This is a genomic window from Vibrio sp. A1-b2 (genome assembly GCF_021726015.1).
Taxonomy (GTDB): Bacteria; Pseudomonadota; Gammaproteobacteria; order Enterobacterales; family Vibrionaceae; genus Vibrio; species Vibrio diazotrophicus.
Genome location: NZ_JAKKCI010000003.1, coordinates 304,090 through 324,490, shown reverse-complemented (window position 1 = coordinate 324,490; position 20,401 = coordinate 304,090). Strand labels below are relative to the sequence as shown.

15 protein-coding genes are annotated in these 20,401 nt (G+C 43.1%); 9 read left to right on the top strand and 6 right to left on the bottom strand.

All coding sequences use genetic code 11. The features are described from left to right. Positions 1-126: 126 nt before the first annotated feature. Positions 127-843, bottom strand: a complete 717-nt coding sequence (locus L3V23_RS09005) for an NUDIX hydrolase (RefSeq protein ID WP_237292223.1) — start codon at positions 841-843, stop codon at positions 127-129. A 301-nt stretch (positions 844-1,144) separates the two neighbouring features. Between L3V23_RS09005 and pncB the strand changes: the two genes are divergently transcribed. The 5 genes from pncB to L3V23_RS21415 all read left to right on the top strand — a co-directional run bounded on the left by pncB (position 1,145) and on the right by L3V23_RS21415 (position 8,348). Further along, positions 1,145-2,452, top strand: a complete 1,308-nt coding sequence (pncB, locus tag L3V23_RS09000) for a nicotinate phosphoribosyltransferase (protein ID WP_237292222.1) — start codon at positions 1,145-1,147, stop codon at positions 2,450-2,452. Positions 2,453-2,563: 111 nt separating this feature from the next. Further along, positions 2,564-3,604 carry an oxidoreductase gene (locus L3V23_RS08995; protein ID WP_237292221.1) on the top strand — a complete coding sequence of 347 codons (1,041 nt, stop codon included), beginning with the start codon at positions 2,564-2,566 and terminating at the stop codon, positions 3,602-3,604. Beyond that, positions 3,601-4,074, top strand: a complete 474-nt coding sequence (locus L3V23_RS08990; RefSeq protein WP_102987364.1) for a heme-degrading domain-containing protein — start codon at positions 3,601-3,603, stop codon at positions 4,072-4,074. The genes L3V23_RS08995 and L3V23_RS08990 overlap by 4 nt, the downstream gene beginning before the upstream one ends. A 30-nt stretch (positions 4,075-4,104) precedes the next feature. Then, entirely contained in the window at positions 4,105-5,244 is a 1,140-nt protein-coding gene (locus L3V23_RS08985) for an amidohydrolase (RefSeq protein WP_237292220.1), read from the top strand. Positions 5,245-5,795: 551 nt separating this feature from the next. Then, positions 5,796-8,348 carry an AAA family ATPase gene (locus L3V23_RS21415; RefSeq protein WP_237292219.1) on the top strand — a complete coding sequence of 851 codons (2,553 nt, stop codon included), beginning with the start codon at positions 5,796-5,798 and terminating at the stop codon, positions 8,346-8,348. Positions 8,349-8,503: 155 nt separating this feature from the next. Here L3V23_RS21415 and L3V23_RS08975 read toward each other — a convergent pair whose 3' ends face one another. The 3 genes from L3V23_RS08975 to L3V23_RS08965 form a co-directional block, all read right to left on the bottom strand. Beyond that, complete coding sequence (locus L3V23_RS08975) at positions 8,504-8,836, bottom strand: rhodanese-like domain-containing protein (RefSeq protein WP_237292289.1); 333 nt, start codon at positions 8,834-8,836, stop codon at positions 8,504-8,506. Between the two features lie 132 nt (positions 8,837-8,968). Further along, positions 8,969-9,547: a nucleotidyltransferase family protein gene (locus L3V23_RS08970; protein WP_237292218.1), complete on the bottom strand. Its 579-nt coding sequence runs from the start codon at positions 9,545-9,547 to the stop codon at positions 8,969-8,971. A 26-nt stretch (positions 9,548-9,573) separates the two neighbouring features. Beyond that, entirely contained in the window at positions 9,574-10,230 is a 657-nt protein-coding gene (locus L3V23_RS08965) for an HAD family phosphatase (protein ID WP_237292217.1), read from the bottom strand. 219 nt (positions 10,231-10,449) lie between these two features. Between L3V23_RS08965 and L3V23_RS08960 the strand changes: the two genes are divergently transcribed. The 4 genes from L3V23_RS08960 (at position 10,450) to L3V23_RS08945 (ending at position 18,528) form a co-directional block, all read left to right on the top strand. Continuing rightward, positions 10,450-12,219 carry a SulP family inorganic anion transporter gene (locus L3V23_RS08960; protein ID WP_237292216.1) on the top strand — a complete coding sequence of 590 codons (1,770 nt, stop codon included), beginning with the start codon at positions 10,450-10,452 and terminating at the stop codon, positions 12,217-12,219. Positions 12,220-12,477: 258 nt separating this feature from the next. Next, entirely contained in the window at positions 12,478-14,784 is a 2,307-nt protein-coding gene (locus L3V23_RS08955) for a hypothetical protein (RefSeq protein WP_237292215.1), read from the top strand. Between the two features lie 3 nt (positions 14,785-14,787). Continuing rightward, positions 14,788-16,521 (top strand): hypothetical protein, encoded by a 1,734-nt coding sequence (locus tag L3V23_RS08950; protein WP_237292214.1) that lies wholly within the window; start codon positions 14,788-14,790, stop codon positions 16,519-16,521. A gap of 264 nt (positions 16,522-16,785) precedes the next feature. Continuing rightward, positions 16,786-18,528, top strand: a complete 1,743-nt coding sequence (locus tag L3V23_RS08945; protein ID WP_237292288.1) for a SulP family inorganic anion transporter — start codon at positions 16,786-16,788, stop codon at positions 18,526-18,528. Positions 18,529-18,586: 58 nt separating this feature from the next. On the opposite strand, the gene L3V23_RS08940 is transcribed toward L3V23_RS08945, so the two are convergent. After that, positions 18,587-19,621, bottom strand: coding sequence for an NADP-dependent oxidoreductase (locus tag L3V23_RS08940; protein WP_237292213.1), 1,035 nt, complete (start codon positions 19,619-19,621; stop codon positions 18,587-18,589). Positions 19,622-19,745: 124 nt separating this feature from the next. Next, positions 19,746-20,342, bottom strand: coding sequence for a TetR/AcrR family transcriptional regulator (locus L3V23_RS08935; protein ID WP_102953696.1), 597 nt, complete (start codon positions 20,340-20,342; stop codon positions 19,746-19,748). Positions 20,343-20,401: the final 59 nt, after the last annotated feature.

The window sequence follows — 20,401 nt, the reverse complement described above, 5'->3', positions numbered from 1 at the left end:
TATACACAAAACGCTTGAACAAAAAGCTTCAAGCCGTAACGGTATGATTGTTTACATATTACTCATCAATGTTGCGGGCGCAATAGAGATTGTGAATAAAATTTAGGCGCACTAAAAATGGGCGGTTTAACCACGCAGGCAAGTTTGGAAATAGCTCATTTCGTTGGTCGCTAACTTGTATACATTTGCAGGTTTGCCGCCTTTACCTTTGCTCGACGCTGCAATTTTGTTGGCACTGACAATGATGCCAGTATCGATTAAGCGTCGCTTGATGGTCATACGGTTTACTTCAACGCCAAACTTGCTGTAGGCATCAATAATGTCTGCTACTAGGAATTCTTTTTCCAATAGGAACAGAACCACAGAGGTATATTCCACCGCCGCTCTAAGCTTTTTCCATGCGTGCTGAATTTGTGCGACGTGGTCAAAAGCTAGTTCCATTTTTTCATCAAGCAAAGGTGGCAAGTCAAACCAATCTGCGCGGCTTTTGTCTGTTCCTGCATTTTCGATTTGCTGAACGTTGGATGGATTGAGAAGCGCATAGTGAGAAATGCTGATACTCCAGCCTTCCGGATCTCGTTTAGGGTTACCATCCACCAGAGGATCACTGATGTAATTGGGATAGGTGTGTATCTTTTGGCGACAGATTCTTCGGTGTGCAGAATTGAAATCTTCATCTGCGGGCTCACCACCTTGATTAGTCATATCTTCGTCGTAAACAAACCCGCCCGGCAGCGCCCATTTACCGCAGTCAGGGCGGTTTGGGTTAGAGCGTTTTACGAGTAGGGTCTGAATCCCCGATGGTGCGAGACGAAGGCAAACCATATCAATGGTAACAATCATAATAAGAATCCTGACATTTAGTGGCACCATTCTAGGCAAGTGAATATTGAGGGTCAATGTAAATAACATATCGTGACAAACTAGATTAGAAAATTGAGAAAAGACAGGGGCAGTTGCAATAAGTCTCTGTAATTAAAATGAATCAATGCAGGCGAGTTCCAGAGCTATAAAACGCTACTTTTTGTGTGGTTTGTAACAAAGTTTGACAAACTAAAAGGGTTGAATTATTGTTCATGGCAAAGTTAGGAACAAAATGTTACTAACGCGAACCACTCCTTGCAGTAAACAGAAGGAAGGCATCATGAGCAATCGCCTATTCTCTCCTCAAATCATCCGCAGCCTATTGGATTTAGATGCCTATAAAATCAATATGATGCAGGCGATTCATTCCAACTATCCTGATGCACAAGTGCGTTATGAACTGATTGTTCGTAGCGATGAAGATGTCAGTGACTTACTGGAAGAAGTTGGTGAAGAAATTGCTCATCTGTCCTCGTTAAGATTCTCGGATGCCGATATCGCGTATTTAGGCGCTCATTTCCCGCATTTGAAACCCTCGTTCATTCAGTCTTTGCGCTATTTCCACTTCCAGCCTGAACGTCAGGTTGAGTTAAATGTGGTTAAACAGGACGGTAAACATCAGCTGCGAATCAGTATTCAAGGTTCTTGGCGTGACACCATCTTGTACGAAACCATAGTGATGGCGATTGTGTCTGAAGTTCGCAATCGTCGCCGTTGGGCGGATGTGCCTGCTGAACTGCCAATGCAAGTGTTTGCCGAGAAAATAGCGTTGCTGAAATCAGAAATCGCTAAACGCGGCATTACCAATTTCTCACTAACCGAAATGGGGACGCGCCGCCGCTTCTCCGGTCAGGTGCAAAGAGATGTGATGGCGCATCTGAAAAAAGAAATACCGGAATTGTTGTTGGGTACCAGCAACTGCCACTTTGCCCGTGAGTTTCATTTAAAACCTATTGGCACTATCGCCCACGAGTGGTTCATGGGGCATCAAGCGTTAGTGAATGTACGTGATTCTCAGCGTGTGGCACTTGAGCAATGGCTAAATGCATTTGAAGGCCAGATCGCTATTGCACCAACAGATACACTCACGATTGATGCTTTCATCAGTGACTTCAATATGCACCTAGCTAAAGCCTACAGTGGCGTTAGGCACGATTCCGGTTGCCCGTTTAAGTGGGGTGACCGAATGATTGCTCACTATGAAAGCCTTGGTATTGACCCGAAAACGAAAATCTTCATTTTCTCTAATGGATTGAACTTCAATGAAGCGTTGGATCTGTGCGAATACTTTGCAGGTCGAGTTCAGATTTCCTTCGGTATCGGTACGTTTTTGACTAACGATCTTGCAGGTTGGCAAAATGAGCAGGGCAAGAGCTACAAGCCGCTTTCTATCGTGATTAAGTTGACAGAGTGCAATGGCAGACCTGTAGCGAAGATCAGTGATGAGCCGGAAAAAGCCATGTGTGAAGACCCACTGTTTCTCGCCAACCTTAAACGCAGATTCGATATTGAAGTCGATATCGATGCCTTGATTAAATCGCTCAAGAAACAAAAGCAGACTAAGCACAAGTACATCGTCGCTGCTTAATCCGTCAGTCATACTATTAAATGAGCCTTCTCTGGTTTTTTCACTAGAGAGGGCTTTATTTTTATGTCACGATACCGGTTTCATTCCGCCTCTAAAAAGGATTGCTTTGATATGAGTTTCACTCCAGTAAAAACAGCCGTTATTGGTTACGGCTTTTCCGCAAAAACCTTCCATCTTCCATTTATCAAAGCGTTACCAGAATTAGAGTTATCCGCTATCAGCTCCAGTCAACAAGCGAGTGTTGAAGCTGACTGGCCGCAAGCGCAGTGGTTTGCTGATGCTAATGAGTTACTAGATAACAGTGATGCAGAACTGGTGATCATCACCGCGCCAAACGATGTGCATTACTCACTGACAAAACGCGCTCTGGAAAATGGCAAACACGTTATCGTTGAAAAGCCGTTTGTTACTCGAGTGGAAGAGGGTGAAGAGCTGATTGCTCTGGCTGAAGAGAAAGGACTCGTGCTGAGCGTGTTCCACAACCGCCGCTGGGATGGTGATCTTCTTACAGTGAAAAAACTCATTGATGAGGGCCGCCTTGGCGAAGTGAAACTGTTTGAATCTCACTTCGATCGCTACCGTCCGGAAGTTCGTCAACGCTGGAGAGAAATGTCCGCTGACGGCGGCGGTATTCTGTTTGATTTAGCGCCTCATTTGCTGGATCAGGCGCTTATGTTGTTCGGGATGCCACAAGCTATCAATGCACAATGCAGAAATATGCGCCCGGGTTCGACCACCAACGACTACTTTAATCTTATTCTGCATTATCCAGAACATCTGGTTCACCTGCACGGTAACATGTATAGCCCAGAGCCGAACTTACGATACAAGGTATTAGGCACCTTGGGTAAATATGAAAAATACGGATTAGACCCGCAAGAACAGTGCCTAAAAGATGGCGTGGAACCCAACGCATCAGGCTGGGCGAAAGAAGAGGAATCTTCGTACGGCAAACTGTATCTGGAAAATGAATCTCACACGATTACTACCGAACACGGCTGCTACGAAATGTACTTTAAGGCTGTTGCATCGGCTATTCGTCTTGGAACAGAAAACCCTGTACCAGCGACGGAAGCACTGAAAAATATCACCCTGATTCAGATGGCGATGGAAAGCAGCGAAACGGGTCAAACGATAACGGTGAACCTATGAGTTACACCCTAGAAAGCTTGATTGAACAAGAACAGCAGCTTGAGTTGGAATATTTCAACCAAGATGTTGCTTGGCAGTTGGGCTCCTGCATTAAAACGCTTGCTGAGAAAAAGGGCGCGTCGATATCGATAGAAGTGTTTGGTTTCGGCCAAACCTTATTTCAATATTGCATGATGGGTTCGAGTGCGGATCAGCTGGATTGGATTCGTCGCAAGCGTAATTCAGTGCTGTGTTATGGCAAAAGTACTTACTACTTATCACTCTACAATGAGGGTAAGAAGCGAGTATTTGAAACTCAGCCACATATTGACCCGAATGAATACTGTGCTCACGGCGGCTCATTCCCAATCCGAATCAAAGGTTCTGGTTTAGTGGGAGCGGTAACGGCATCTGGGTTGGCTTCGTTGGAAGATCACGAGCTGGTAACCGAGGCAATGAAGCAAGCGCTGGAATCTCAAAAAGCACAATAAATACTGAGAACGACAAGGAGGTCGTGAATTATGTCTCAAACAACGTGGAGTGATTTTAGACGCACGCTGCACCAGTATCCTGAACTCTCAAACAATGAGCATCAAACCGCTCATCGTGTACAAGATGTGTTTAAGCGTTTCCAGCCGGATGAAACGGTGTCTTCTGTTGGCGGTCATGGCGTTGCTTTCGTCTTTAACGGTTTCAAAAAAGGGCCCACAACCTTATTTCGTTGTGAGTTGGATGCATTACCCATCGAAGAGTGTAATGACTTCGCTCATCGCTCGGTTCATCAGGGCGTGTCGCACAAGTGTGGTCATGATGGTCACATGGCAATTGTGACTGCATTAGGTGAAATGCTCTCGGAAAACAAACCAAAATCTGGTCGCGTTATTCTCGCTTTTCAACCAGCAGAAGAGACGGGAGAAGGGGCCATCAATATGGTGAATGACCCTTCGTTTTCCAGTTATCTGCCGGACTTCGCTTTTGCTCTGCATAATTATCCGGGTCTGGAGTTAGGGCATGTCGCGGTAAAATCCGGTTCATTTAACTGCGCATCTCGCGGCATGATCATTCGCCTCAAAGGGAAAACCTCTCACGCAGCTCATCCTGAGAATGGAGTCAGCCCTGCTTTGGCGATGTGCAGCATTATTGAATCCTTGGCTGCCTTACCTGAAACCCTTACGCAAAGAAGTTGGGTGACCGTTATTCATGCATCTCTTGGCGAAATTGCTTTTGGTACTTCACCGGGCGATGCAGTGGTTATGGCGACGCTACGCAGCGAAACGAACGAAGCTATGGAGAGTTTGGTTCATGCAGCAACAGAAATTGCGCAGGAACTGGCACAGCAACATGGCCTGACGTGGTCGCTGGAATGGCAGGATGTTTTTCAGGCCAGTGTGAACTCGCAACTTGGTGCTGAGCTGGTGGTGAAAGCGTGTCAAAGCACTCAGACTCCTTGCCATATTCTTAAGGAACCAATGCGCTGGTCGGAAGATTTCGGACAGTTTACAGCGGTTGCAAAAGAGGGCGCGATGTTTGTGCTCGGCTCCGGCAGCAAAAGCCCACAACTTCATAACCCCGATTACGATTTCCCAGATGAGTTAATACCAGTTGGTAAAGCGGTATTCGCAGATCTTATCGAACAGATTAATGGTTTAAACAGAGCTTAAACCCAAACAATAGCGGCATCTTAAGATGCCGCTATTGAATTAAACTTATGTAAATTAAGGTGTTTGTTATTTGATGCCCACTTAATGATCTCAACGACAGACCAACCACATCCCCAAATGAATCTTTCGTTTCCACTTAACCAACAGGTTTAAGTTCTGGGGCTTTGGCATCTTTCGCCTCTGGCATTCACGAACATGGCTTTATTTCCCCTGAATGGGAGCAGACCTAAGTCGCACTCACCCTTTCCTCAGTGCCAAAATTCCAAATGTTAAAAACGAAATCTAAAGCGATCCTTTAGAAGCTTTGTAGATGAGGCTTTGGAGACATTTTTAAAAAGTGGTTAAATCGCGATTGTTCGTTTTATTGCACTTTTAAGCATAAATTAAATTCTAAGTTTTTTTAGGAGTATGGTTCTTTATATCAATGGGTAAATCTTTAACAATTCCAGACTTGTCATTACCAACTTTATAATGAATATCAAAGAGGTGTCATATTAATATTATTGGCTAAATGGTTAAATCTAATGGTTTACCATTACAGGAGATAAATTGTGAATAATGTCAGAAAGGGAATTATAGAGTGGTTAAACACGCAACCCTATTGGACTCAATTAGCTGCTCAAATTATTTTGAAAAAAGAGCCAATAACCGACCTTAACATTTCAGAAATTAAAGAATTATTAAAAAAAGAAGAAGGTCAGGACTCACGTCAAGACCTGACCTTTGGCGAATTTGAAGAACGTCCAGACGATAACAATCAGATTTGGATAAAGTCGATTGGCAATATTGTTGGTATAGATAATTTAAGTCCTCGTAATCCAATTACCTTTGCTCAAAAGCTTACAGTTGTTTATGGAAATAATGGTTCAGGAAAGTCAGGCTATACCCGAATTTTAAAAAAGGCCTGTGGAAAAAGTAACGCAATAAACCTAAAGCCGAATATTTTTAAAGCACCTCCAGTTGAGAATAAATGTACTATTACGATTGACGGAGCAGTGCAAAAGCAATTTGATTGGGTAGCAAACACTTCAGCAATTCCAGAAATCAGCTCAACAGAAATATTCGACTCTTTTACTGGAGGTTTATACCTTGATGCAGAAAGTGAAGTCGCATATGTGCCAATTGAAGTACTACTGTTTGAGAAACTTGTTTCAATAACTACATCAGTAAAGTCACTACTCGAAACAGAACAAGCTCAACTAGTAAAAACATTACCGAATGCACCTTTAGAACTCGCCCAATCAAAATATATAAGAGCGATTAATGATAGGCTTAAAGCAGATGTCCCAGAAGAAACACTAAGACAATTTTTTTATTTTACTCCTGAAGATGCAAATAAACTCACAGAGCTAAATGAACGTTTAGAAGGTGATCCATCCAAATTAAAAGAGAAGAAATCGCGAGAACTAAATCAGTTAAAAGAGCTAAAAAACTCGATTTTGAATGCTAGTTCGCAAGTTAGTCTCCAAACTTGTAAAAAGATAGCTCAAGCTAAAAATAATCTGGATACCGCTACTAAGATTGCGGAACAAGGTGCTAAAGCACTTTCGGACGAAAACTTATTGGATGGAATTGGAAGTTACACTTGGAAAGTTCTTTGGAATGCAGCTAAAGAATACTCTACCAAAGAGGCTTATCCTGAACTATCCGCACCAAATATAGAAACAAATTCTCAATGTGTATTGTGTCATCAACCTCTTTCAGAAAAGGCGAAACAACGATTTAAGACTTTTGAAGAACACGTTCAAGGAAGCCTTGAAAAAAATGTAAAACTAGCGCAGCAAAATTTTGATAGCTTGATGGGAAACCAGCCTCAGCTCCCTTCTTCTGAAACTTTAAAAACTCAAATTGCAGCAGCCAACCTACCTGAGGATGAGTGGTTGCCTGTTCTACAAAAAGTTTGGAGAGAAATTCAAACTGTTACTGAGTCTATTTCTAAGCACCCTAATATCCCACTTCCGGGATACACACTTGAATCTCCATTATTAATCCAACTAGATGAAAGAATAGTTCTATTAGGTAAAGAAATTGAAAATCATCAAAAAGACATTATTGCTTTCAATAAAGAAAAATTGACCAATGAACTCAATGACTACCGAGCGAAACAATGGGCATCAGGTTATATTGATGCAATTGTTCAAGAAGTTAAGAGGCTAGAGAACTATCGACAATATACAGATTGGCTAAAACGGTTAAACACAACAAAGTTTACACGTAAAGCAGGCGAAGTATCTCAGCAATTAATTACAGATGCTTACGTTAAACGTTTCAATGATGAACTTGATAATCTCGGAGCTAAAAATATAAGTGTGCAATTATCAAAAACTCGAGTATCAAAAGGTAAAGTAATGCATAAGCTGCATTTATCGGGGGTTGATAAAAGCTTCGCAAATAGTAAGTCCAATGACATATTAAGTGAAGGCGAACAACGAATTGTTAGCCTTGCTGCCTTTTTGGCTGATACACATAGCAAACCTCAAAACAGTCCATTTATTTTTGATGACCCTATATCGTCTTTAGATCAATCATATGAACAGTGTGTTGCCAAAAGGTTAGTTGAACTATCGGAACACAGACAAGTCATTGTCTTTACTCACAGGATTAGTTTGCTAGGAGCTTTGAATGATCTTGGTAGCCCAACTTGTATACATGTAAGACGCGAGCAATGGGGCTGTGGAGAGCATGGTGCAGTGCCTTTATTTGCGAAAAAGCCAATTAGTGCTTTAACTGATCTTAAAAATCAGAGGCTTGCTCAAGCCAAGAAGCTCTTAAATAGCCACGGTTCAGATATCTATACCCCGTTGGCAAAATCAATATGTAGCGACTTCAGAATCTTAATTGAAAGAGTTGTTGAAGTTGAGTTTTTAGCGGACATAGTTCAACGCTATCGAAGAGACGTCCAAACAAAGAATAAAATTGGGAAATTGGCAAAAATAACGGTCGATGATTGTAATCTTATTGAGCGCCTGATGGGGGAATACTCAGCTCATGAGCATAGCCAACCTACAGACTCACCAGTTGAACTTCCAACACCCGAGCAACTTGAGGCAGATATTACCTCTCTCATTAATTGGCATACTGATTTTAAAGCGCGAGTTCATTAGTTGGTGCAGGTAAGCGAACAAATTTGCTTACCTGCTTGTTCCTCGGCCGTACGAACCATCGAAGGGTTACCAAACACCACACAAATTACCAATGTTCCAATAGCTATTAATGGTCTTCTTTGACGGTGCAGTGATTCAGTTTGCTAGAGGGATAATCAGTTCAATGGTGCTTGGTTCAGTTGTGCTTCCTGCATTTCTGATAAGCCGCCACCGTTGTGAACATTGATGAAGCCCTGTTTCACTAGAGATTCCATCGCCATACCCGAGCGGTTTCCACTGCGGCAGTAAACGACAATAGAACGATCTTTGGCGATATCTGCAAAACCAGTTTCAACCGTGTTGAGTGGAATATTAATCGCGTTATCGAGGTGACCTTGAGCGAACTCTTCAGGGGTTCTCACATCAACCACCAGTGCGCCACTTTCAATCAGTTCCCATGCGGTATCAGCTCGCTGTGATGCCAAAGCTGAACCTGCTGGTAACGCCATTGCGCCACCTAAAAGTACACTTAATAGCTTTTTCCACATAACCTTACATCTCCTTGGTGGATATCCTACTGAACTCATTATGAACGCAATTTTCCGAGTTCGACAATAAAAACCTCAAGCGCTTTTGGGTGTTCATTCCAACATTCGAATAGAGGCTGGGTTCACATCTTCTAAGACGAGTTTAGGCCAAAGAGTAAGCCAGTTTTTCTTGTGTACTCTTTGAGTAAAAGCATCGGGTTGAGGGAAGTGTGGATTGAGAGCAACGTTTAGCGACCAGTTCTCTTCTAGGCCAAAAGGGGCACAAAAAGTGAGTTGGTCATCTACGCCCAAATGAACACCAACACAGGTTGGCACTTCTACCCAATGGGCAATGGCATGTTCGGTACTTTGATATGGGGAATGACCATGATTTAAGTGCATCCGAGCTTGATTTCGGACTTCCCAATTGATGTGCGGAAGCGCACTGTTCAAATGATTCTGGTAGCGAAGCTCAGTATCGTGACTTAGATCTTCAGTATCGAAATAGACCAAATCAATGTCGTTTAATGGTGTGATTTCTGGTTTGGAATGCAGATGATCCCAAATAGCATTTCTTAAAAAGCCCGCAGCGAGATACCAGTTAGGTAAAGCAAGCGTTCGTGCCACTGTGAGACATTCCATTCTGAACTCATCACCTTTTATCAGTAGGTTCGTTTGCTCGATAACGCTCATCTTTGGGCTTCCTAAATGTCTAATGCTCAGCTTGCCGCTTTCAATTCGCTTAATACATCGTGCATTGAGTTGCGAATATATGGGCCGAGTGCCAGTACATCGTCACAAGGTTTGACTAAGTCAGGGATTTGATAAGTGATCATGTTTGCAGCCATCGCAGATTTCACACCGTTGTTCGAATCTTCAAAGGCAAGGCAATGCTCTGGGGCGATATTTAAACGCTCAGCAGCGAGAAGATAGATCTCTGGATCTGGTTTACCATTCTTCACTTCACAGCCTGTCGCGTAGGTATCGAAGTACTGGTCAAGCTCAGCCAAACGCAGTTTAACGGTGGCAACGTCGCGTTGAGTGGAGGTAGCGACAGCGGTAGGAATATTGTTTTCTTTCAGCCATTGCAGAATTTCAACAACCCCTTCTTTGACAGGAATAGCTTGGTGCTTGACAACCGCATCGTAGCGCTTACGCCATTCTTGATGCAGTACTGGGTAATCTAAATCAGGCCCGTAACCTTCACGTAAGGTTTGTTCTATTCCCGCCGCGTTTTTGCCAATGACAGACAGGTAAATCTCTCGGTGGAAAGGTACGCCTACTGCGTAGCAGGCTTGTTCGAAGATTTCTAAACAGACTTGCTCGGTATTCAGCAATAGTCCGTCCATATCAAAAATAGCAGCTTTGAATTTCATTATTACAACTTTGAGCTGGTGTGCGAAAGCTCGTTATTCTCCCATATTCTGACTTTGAAGTGAGAATTTTTTTATCGCCTTGAAAGTGTCTGCTTATCTTTTCTTACGTAACGCATTAGGCCGAGAGAGATTTTTTGCGTTGGGTTATCCTTACGCCCCCGTTTTTGGGATCAGCTTCAAACAACATACCGGCTTAAGCCGTCTTGGAAGGTAAAATCGTTGAAATCTGCATCAATTCAGCAATGGGTGCCAGGGTTGCACCAGCTCAAAAATTATGACCGCTCGTGGCTAAAGGATGATGTTCGCGCGGCTGTCTCTGTTGTTGCTGTTGCGTTACCTGTGGCGATTGCCTATGCCCAGTTAACGGGTGTATCAGCTATTGTGGGCTTGTATTCCTGCATCCTGCCAATGATCGTTTACGCTCTGTTCGGTACGTCTCGCCAATTGATCGTTGGTCCTGATGCTGCAACTTGTGCGGTAGTTGCTGCGGTCGTTACGCCATTAGCTGGTGGTGATCCTATTCGTCATATGGAACTGGTCACGGTGATGACGTTAATGACAGGGGGATGGTGTATTTTAGCCAGCCGCTTCAAGTTAGGTATTTTGGCGGATTTCTTATCTCGCCCAATATTGATTGGTCTATTAAATGGTGTGGCGTTGACCATTATCTTTGGTCAGTTGGTGAAGTTTATCGGGATTAAAAATTCTGAGGAATTCTTACTACAGAATGTGATTGATACGCCTTGGATTATCTTCGATGTGCATTGGCAGACCGTTGCAATAAGTGTTGTAACGGCGGTGATTTATTTTGGCTTTAAGAAGTTTCAGCCTAGCTCTCCTGCTGCAATGATCTCAATTTGTGTTGCGAGTTTATTGGTGTGGTTTTTCCAACTTGATGAACAGGGTGTTAAGGTTATTGGTTCTATCCAAGGCGGGTTGCCAACGCTCCACGTTCCAAATATCGAAGTGACAACGTTACGTGAGCTGGTGATGCCTGCGCTGAACTTAGCTATGGTGAGCTTTGTGAGTATGATGCTCACCGCCCGTAGCTTTGCGGCCAAGAATGGTTACGAAATCGATGCGGATAAAGAGTTTCAGGCATTGGGTTTGGCGAACTTGGCTTCTGCGTTCTCGCAAGGCTTTGCGATCAGTGGTGCTGATTCTCGTACCGCAGTGAATGATGCCAACGGCGGTAAAAGCCAGATGGTTTCCATTATTGCAGCGCTATTAGTGGCAGTTATCGCTATCTTCGTTTACGAGCCTTTACGTTATATTCCAATTGCGGCTCTGGGTGTGGTGTTGATCATTGCTGCCACATCATTGGTCGATTTATCGGGGATATGGCAAATGAGGGTTCGCAATAAAGACGCCTTTTACTTAGCAACGATTACTTTTGTAGGCGTATTGGTGATTGGTGTGATACCGGGAATTACCATGGCGGTGTTGCTAGGTTTAGTTCAGTTCCTGCGAGTGATCATGCGTCCAACCGATGAACTGCTGGGTTTGGATAAAGAAGGAACCGTGCGTGCTTTAGATAGCTCAGACAAAGCTTCGCCAATTCCGGGTTTAACGATCTATCGTTTTAACTCTCCACTCACTTACTTCAACTCGCCTTACTTTAAGCGCCGAGTGCTCGACCATTCAGAAGCGGCTGCCCCTGAAGAGAAGTGTTTTATTATCGACGCGGTGTCTTGTTTTACCCACTTCGATTTAAGCGTTATGGCGACACTGGCAGATGTACATAAAATTCTAAAAGGCCGCGGTATCCGATTGGTTGTCGCTGGGCGCAAACCAAGTATGCGTAAGTGGTGTGAGTTAAGTGGTATTCCCGTCGGTGACGGTGGCCTAGTATTACGCGCAGATATGTTCGTGGCGATCAAACTCAGTGGCTGTTATTTCAATGCTGTTGGGGAAGGGCACATCCCTGAAATTCAGAAAGAACCCGATAGCTCAGTCGAAGATATTCGTGTTGCTCCGAGTGTTGCTTAAAGAAGTTCCAAGTAAAGCTAACCTACCATTTTAGTTTCTCAGTTTTAATGGTCTTCATTCGAGTAAGTTTTTGCCTGAACAGGTTAAAAGTTACTCGAATGAAGACCGTTTTTTTTGGCGATAATTTTAATGTATTGAAAGTATTAAACAAAATTCTTGGTACGGACTTTGGTTGTCGTATAGCAAAGCCAATAATAAACAACGTAGTCAATGAGTGATTATTGGTTAGTTTCGCTACTCAATTAAGGTAATCATTGGATGATCAATCGAATTAAATTCGCAGTGTTTTTTTGTTCATTAGTCTTTTTATCGGGATGTGTGAAAGATGATTTCGTCACATATAAACCGAAACTGGGCGATGAAAAAACGTATCAAATAGAGTTAACAAAGCGCCTTGTCTATGAAGGCCGCGATCTAGAGGAAAATCCTGTTTTATTTGAACAACTTAACCAAACTCGGTTTAAGGTTGACGGGATTCGTCCTGAAGCTATAAGTCTTGAGCAGCGTTACGATTATTTTTCTCTCGAAGGGATAGATGGTTCTTTTAATAGTGTGATTGATGACACTTCGAATCGATATAAAGATATTCGCCAGCTGCTGTTAGAAGGCTTTAATTTGTCATTGGATAGGTCATCTACGGAACGCCCTATTTATTCAGCAAACAATCAAGATCTATGGAATAAGCTGAAAGATGCTGATAAGGAAGATCGAGTACAAGAGTTAGATGTGATGAAGTTTGTACCCATGATAGCGAAAAGCATCCCTGCGAAAGTAGGGGCTCAGGTACCGCTAAACGATTTTTGGGGACAGCCCGCGACATTAAAAGTAGAACTGATTGATGAACACGTGATAACGGCAACCATTGACGCTTTTTCTGACGACAAACAAACGGGTGTGGTGGCTAAGGTCACCATTGATCGCCAAAATGGTTGGGTTCGGAGCTTATCAATGACATCAAAGCAACCTGCATATCTGCCTGACTTGTACAATCCAACTTATGTTTTAACACATGCGCAAATAGCGGTTTCAGAATTATCTCTACAGGACATTCCTTATGCAGATGATGTTTTTCAGGACTCATCTCAGAATGTGGTGTCGGAACCTAAATTTTACGACTATGAAATTTTTGATATAGAGCCAACGGGCAAGTTGGTGGGAAATACCAAAGGTGCCTTTTATTTTGATAAAGATAGGTTGAGGTTGGTTTACCCATCAGTCGTTGAAGGTGGTGAGAATTATTACAGTTATAGTCTGGATAAACTTTATGCGCTGGATAAAAACGGCCAGCGAGACAAGCAAAAATTTTGGTTAGAGGGCTATTACAGAGAGTGGAAGTCTTGGGAATCTGATGGAATTGTTTCTCTGGATTTTCCCGCCTTGCCTTTAGGTTGGGATGCAGAGAAAAAATTAGATGATTTTCATGCGTTTGAAGGGGAAGTATCTATTCAACACCACCAAAGAGTTAAAGAGGAGGTGGAGTGGGTTTCTGGTCAGAACCGAGTATTGAATGTACAGGGGATTGATGTTCGGATTCTTCCTGTGTCAGATACCTCTGAACACTACTTGATAGTCGCCAAACACAGCGGAGACAGCTGGCTTGCTCCATATGTTGTTGAAACTGGAGGGACGACGAAAAATGCTTATGTGACTTCATTAGATCGAGTACGTTCATTAATCTCAAATGAACAGTTTGACTCTTTAGATTTCAGTGAAGATTGGAATCATGATTATTCTATCTTCGAAGTGATATTTTCTCAGAAACCCAACAACGTACAGTTTTATATTGACTATACCGACCCAGCCAAGAGCATCACGCAGCTAGTCCAATTCGTGGATTATTTTTCTTATCTTGAAGATACAAACAATCCATCATTTGTGGAAACCATCAACGATGCCAATGAACTACCTAAGAGCGAAGAGCCATTCTCTATTGAATCTGCCTTCCCAGTCGTGTCGGATATATATGGGTTAAAGTTTACCCTTCCTCAAGACTGGCAACAAAGCTGTGAGTTAAGGGTCGCAAAAGGGTTTTCAGTTAATAATCATTCAGTCTTGTGGCTTCGCAACGGCAGTCAAAGATCCGAATTTTTCTTGTCAACAGAAGATGGTATACGCCGAAATTTCTATAACAAAGAAGTAACTACAGAACTGATTTGCAACTCTCGACCAGAAGAAACGTATTTTACTCCTCAAACCGTATCTAACAAACCTTGGTTGATTAACGTTGATTCTTTAAATGAGTTGGACCCCAACGTCGATGTTCTCTCTATGACGATTGAAACGTTTGTACAACGTTTCAAGTTCTACAATCGTGACCAAAATTCTTTAGTTGTGTTAAATGCTCAGAAGGAGCTTACAGGTTTTGAAAGCTTCAGTAACAGTGGTGCGCCAGATAGATATAGGGTAAATCCATTTCGTCAGGAGTTACTGAGCAGTATTTTAAGCGATGAGGGATACCTTGTGGTATCAGGTGTTGTTACTTCAGGAAAATTGACTTCTCTGCAACCATTTCAGTACCAGCGGCAGTGGCAGCACTCTTTCCCTGCTTTCCCTTCGGAGCAATAAGCTATGCGTTTAATAACTCTAATTATTATTGTTCTTAGTTTTAGTCCTTTTGCCTACAGCAAGGTTGTCTGGCTTGATGAACAATGGAAGGAAACAAGTAAAGAAACGGCTTCATTTTATATTGAAGTTCCCTTAGAGAGAGATGGTAAGGCTTGGATCGCGGAGATTTACTACAAGGAAAATGATCAACTGCGTTTTAAAACGAAGATTACACAAGATTCCATTTTTCATCCGGAGGCAAATCTAATAGGTGACCACTATTACTATTTTAAAAATGGGGATATTCAGTCGAAAGGTTCTCTTGATGAGAATGGACAGGGGAATGGCAAGGTCGTTGGTTATTTTGAGAATACTCCTGAGAAAATATGCTCTATCGCATATTTTATAAATGGTGTGAAACATGGCCCAGAACTAAGTTTTTATAGTAAAGGCGGGCTTTCCACAGAAAGCGAATATCGAAACGGAAAGCTTCATGGTTTACAAAAGTTTTATTCCCAACAAGGTGTGCTATCTGAGCAAAGAAGCTATGAAGATGGTCAATTACATGGGTCACAAAAAATCTGGGGTGAAGAAAGTGCCATTCTGGTTTTAGTGGAGCATTACCAATCTGGTAAAAAGCATGGTCAACAAACACGCTATTTCGCCGACGGGACGCTTGCAGAGAGCAAGTTCTATTCACAGGATACCCTTATAGGAAATCGAGAATTATTCTATTCAGACGGCAGACTGAAAGAGCGTGAACGCTATGATGAAAACGGTCGCCGAATGGAAAGAAATTATTTTTATGATCACAATGCTCAAAGAGTCGAACAGATATGGAGTTATACGGATAGAGGGGTTACTGAAGATAAGAGGCGCTACCAAGATGAGCAACTTATACAGCACGAACGCATATTTACGGGAGAAAACACTCTTGCAGGGCAAGTAATCGAAGAAGAGTTTGATCCCCAAGGTACGCTAATTGCTCGCAAAGAAACTCGTAATGGGAAGTTATATGGGGAGCATATCTGGTATGAGAAGATCGACCGCTCTGAGTACCGAATTTCGAATACTGGCTACTATGTCGATGGTTTACAGCATGGAAGGTATCTAAGTAAGGCTCAAGATGGAAGTACCTTGGAACAGGGACAATATTTTATGGGCGAAAAGATTGGACCTTGGCTTTATAGAGCTCCCAATAGTGAACGCACAGTTATCTATGATGCGTATGGTAAGAAGCACGGAGAAGAACGAGAGCTGGCTTCGAATGGTACAGTCATCAGTCATGCAACTTATCATCATGGACAGTTAGATGGGTTATATGAGCGGTATGATGATGATCGAACACTGCTTGAATCGGGTATATATAAACTGGGTGTCAAAGATGGAGCATGGTTAGAGCTAGAGACCACGGGGTACAGTAATAATTACGTATCTAAAGGGGAATATCGGCAAGGTAATCGAGTAGGTTTGTGGGTTTCAACAACTAAGAGTGGATATGAAATTGGCCGTAGTAACTATAATGATGAAGGTCAATTACATGGAATTCGTTACCACATGGATCCCAATGGTAGTGGTGCATTAACGAAAGTAGAGCACTATGTGAGTGGCCTAATCGTGGGGAAGCAGTTCCAATATCGTGATGGTAAACTCGCAAAAGTGACGCTCTATGATGAAAATGGACAGAAGCAGAAAGTAATATTTCAGGATCCTGAAGTGAAGGAAGTTTTTGATCTCGAATCGCTACTATTTAATTAATACAAGGTTTGCCTATAGAGGTCGCTGACTTACTTCTGTGCTGTCTCTGATTACCAGTTTGCAGCGATCGTTATAAGAGAGTTCAAGTTTCGATACAAAAGTAATATTACTTTTTAAGCCTGTCTCAATGACAGGCTTTTTTATTGCATTTTTATTTCAATGTTTATGTGAAGGGTTTGAACAACTTAGGTTATGCTTAATGGAGAAATTAAGTATGTGATGTAAGGAACACAGCAATTGAAACACGTTTCGATCGAACAATGGATGCCCGGTTTTAATCAACTGAAACACTATGACCGTTCATGGTTTAAAGATGACCTCCGAGCCGCATTATCTGTGGTAGCTGTCGCCTTGCCAGTTGCTATTGCTTATGCGCAGTTAACCGGAGTGTCTGCGATTGTTGGTCTGTATTCGTGTGTGCTTCCTATGCTGGTTTATGCCTTGTTCGGAACCTCTCGGCAGTTAATCATTGGTCCTGATGCCGCAACTTGTGCGGTTATTGCTGCGGTGGTTACGCCTTTAGCCGCAGGCGACCCGACTAAACATTGGCAGCTTGTTATGACCATGACGGCGATGACCGGTATCTGGTGTATTTTAGCCAGCCGTTTCAAGTTGGGTGTTCTGGCAGATTTCCTATCAAGACCTATTTTGCTTGGCCTGCTTAACGGTGTGGCGTTGACCATTATTGTCGGTCAGTTTGCGAAGATATTCGGTTTGAAGTTCGAGCAGCGTTATCTGTTGGAACGATTGTATGAAACTCCTTCACTGTTGATGAGTCCTCATTGGCAAACCTTGATGATCAGTACCACGACTGTGGTTGTGTACTTGGCTTCAAAACGCTTTCGACCTCAATGGCCAGCGGCAATGTTTGCCATTTTCATTACTGGTGTGATGGTTTGGCTGATGAAGTTAGACACCGTTGGTGTACAAGTAGTGGGCGTTATTCAAGGTGGGTTGCCCGCGTTTCAGGCTCCGACATTTGATATTGGTGTTTCCCGTGAACTTGTGGTTCCAGCGCTTAACTTAGCGGTAGTAAGCTTCGTGAGTATGATGCTGACCGCACGTAGTTTTGCAGCAAAAAACGGCTATGACATTGATGCAGACAAAGAATTTCAGGCATTGGGACTTGCAAATCTCGCGTCTGCATTTTCGCAAGGTTTTGCTATTAGTGGAGCAGATTCTCGCACCGCAGTGAATGATGCGAACGGCGGCAAATCACAACTGGTTTCAGTGATTGCAGCGTCGGTGATTGGCGCAATAGCGATATTCGCTTATCAACCATTACAATACATTCCGATTGCGGCACTAGGTGTTGTGCTGATTATTGCGTCAATGTCTTTGTTGGATTTAAAAGGGGTTTGGCAACTTCGCAAACGCAATAAAGATGCGTTTTATCTTGCTTCTATTACGCTGGTGTCAGTGTTGGTTATTGGTGTTATTCCCGGTATCACTTTGGCGGTATTGTTGGGGTTGTTTCAGTTCCTTCGTGTGGTTATGCGTCCGGGAGACCAAGTATTAGGTTTGGATAAAAAGGGTACGGTACGTTCGATTGATCCGTCAGGCAAAGCGACAGCGATTCCGGGTTTGATCATTTATCGTTTTAACTCTCCGCTTACCTACTTTAACGCGCCGTACTTTAAGCGCCGATTATTGGAACTTTCAGAAGCTGGTGGCAGTGACGTTGTGTGTGTGGTGGTCGATGCGGTCTCCAGCTTTACCCACTTAGATCTCAGTGTAATGGCGATGTTGGGCGATGTTCAGACGATTCTGAAAAAACGAGGCATTCGCTTAGTGATCGCAGGGCGAAAACGTAGCCTACGTAAATGGTGTGAGTTAACGGGCGTGCCTGTTGGTGACGGTGGGGTAGTGCTTCGTGCCGATCTCTATTTAGCGATTAAGCTCAGCGGTTGTTATCAAGAAGCGGTTCAGGAAGGTCAGGTACCACCGGTGCAGAAAGAAGACGATCCAAACGAGAATACAACCAATGCAACTCCCGAAGTTGCTTAAAGTACAAACCAAAAAAGAGCCTGTATCTACAGACTCTTTTTGTATTCGGATGTTGAGATTAAAGCGGTTTAGCGACTTCAATCACTAGCTTGCCGAAGTTCTTACCTTCTAGCAGGCCAATTAGCTGCTCTGGAGCATTTTCCAAACCAACTTCAACTTGTTCACGGTATTTGATCTTACCTTCTGCTACCCATTTGTTCATGTCTGCAGCAAACTCGCCGTAACGGTGACCGTAATCATCAAAGATAATAAAGCCTTGAACTTTTAGACGCTTAGTCAGGATCAGACCTGTTAGTTGAGACAAACGGTCTGGACCTTCAGGTAGTGACGTTGCGTTGTATTGAGCAATCAAACCACATACTGGCATACGAGCTTTGGTGTTCAACAGAGGCATAACTGCGTCGAATACTTTACCGCCCACGTTTTCGAAGTACACATCGATACCTTGTGGACAAGCTGCCTTAAGCTGCTCTGCAAAATCATCCGCTTTATGGTCGATACAAGCGTCCATACCCAGTACTTCTACTGCATAGCGACATTTCTCTTCACCACCTGCGATACCAACAACGCGGCAGCCTTTGATTTTACCAATCTGACCAACGGTTGAGCCTACTGGACCTGTTGCTGAAGCAACAACAATGGTTTCACCCGCTTGTGGTGCACCGATATCTAAAAGACCCATGTAGGCGGTAAAGCCTGGCATACCAAGAATACCTAACGCCCATGAAGGGTTTGTTGGGTTCGCACCTAGTTTCAATAGGCCTGCACCATTGGATAGTGAGTATTTCTGCCAACCGGTCGTGTATGAAAGAACCCATTCACCAACCTGGAAATCAGGGTTGTTTGATGCTTCAACCTGACACACAGTGCCACCAATCATGACGTCATTGATTGCTAGAGGTTCAGCATAAGATTCAGCATCACTCATGCGGCCGCGCATGTATGGATCGAGTGATAAGTAGATAGTACGCAGTAGAACTTCGCCTTCTTTTGGTTCTGGTTTAGCAACGGTTTCTAAGCGAAAGTTTTCTGGTGTTGGTGCACCTACAGGGCGTGATGCCAACACGATACGTTGGTTTGTTGAGTCAGTCATTGAACTTTCCTTTTATATTTCTAGAATAATTAGACCAGTCGTCTAGTGTTCGTTTCAAAAAAACCGCTAAGAAATAGCGGATGAATCTGTTAAATCGGCACAGGTTAGCCGTTGTCGATATCGCTTAGTTGAGCTGTTCACCTTTTAAAACTTGTTCGGTTACTTTTAGCGCCTGAACTAAGCTCGCGTCATCGAGACGAATTTTGTTTATTAAGCTTGCACCAATCCAAAGGTTGTACAGCAGCTCTGAAGTTTGGCGGCTATCTTTTACGTTTATTTCGCCGGACTGAATACCTTTTTCAATGTGTTCTGCCACGGTAATAATCACGCGGTCTGTGCCTTTATGCAGCGCCAAGCGCATCGGCTCAGATAAATCAGAGACTTCACCTGCGAGTTTCACCACTAAGCATTTACCAGTTTGGCACGCACTGCTGTTTTGTTCCATCCAGTAACGCCAATATTGCATGAGCTTTTCATATTCACTCATATCAATCTTAGCGAACAGGTTTTCGAGTTTCTGCTGGTAGTGATTGAAGTAGTCTTGCAGCAGCGCTTCTCCAAATTGTTCTTTGGATTTGAAGTAGTGATAGAAAGAACCTTTCGGTACTTCAGCATTTTTCAATAGCTCAGAAAGGCCAACACCGGTAAACCCTTTGCTGGAAACCAGTTCATAGCCAATGTCTAAAATATGCTGTTTGGTGTCGTGTGATTTTTCGTTCATGGGCGGCAATATAATTTAAATTAGACCAGTCGTCTAGTAATTTTTAAAATGAACCTTAA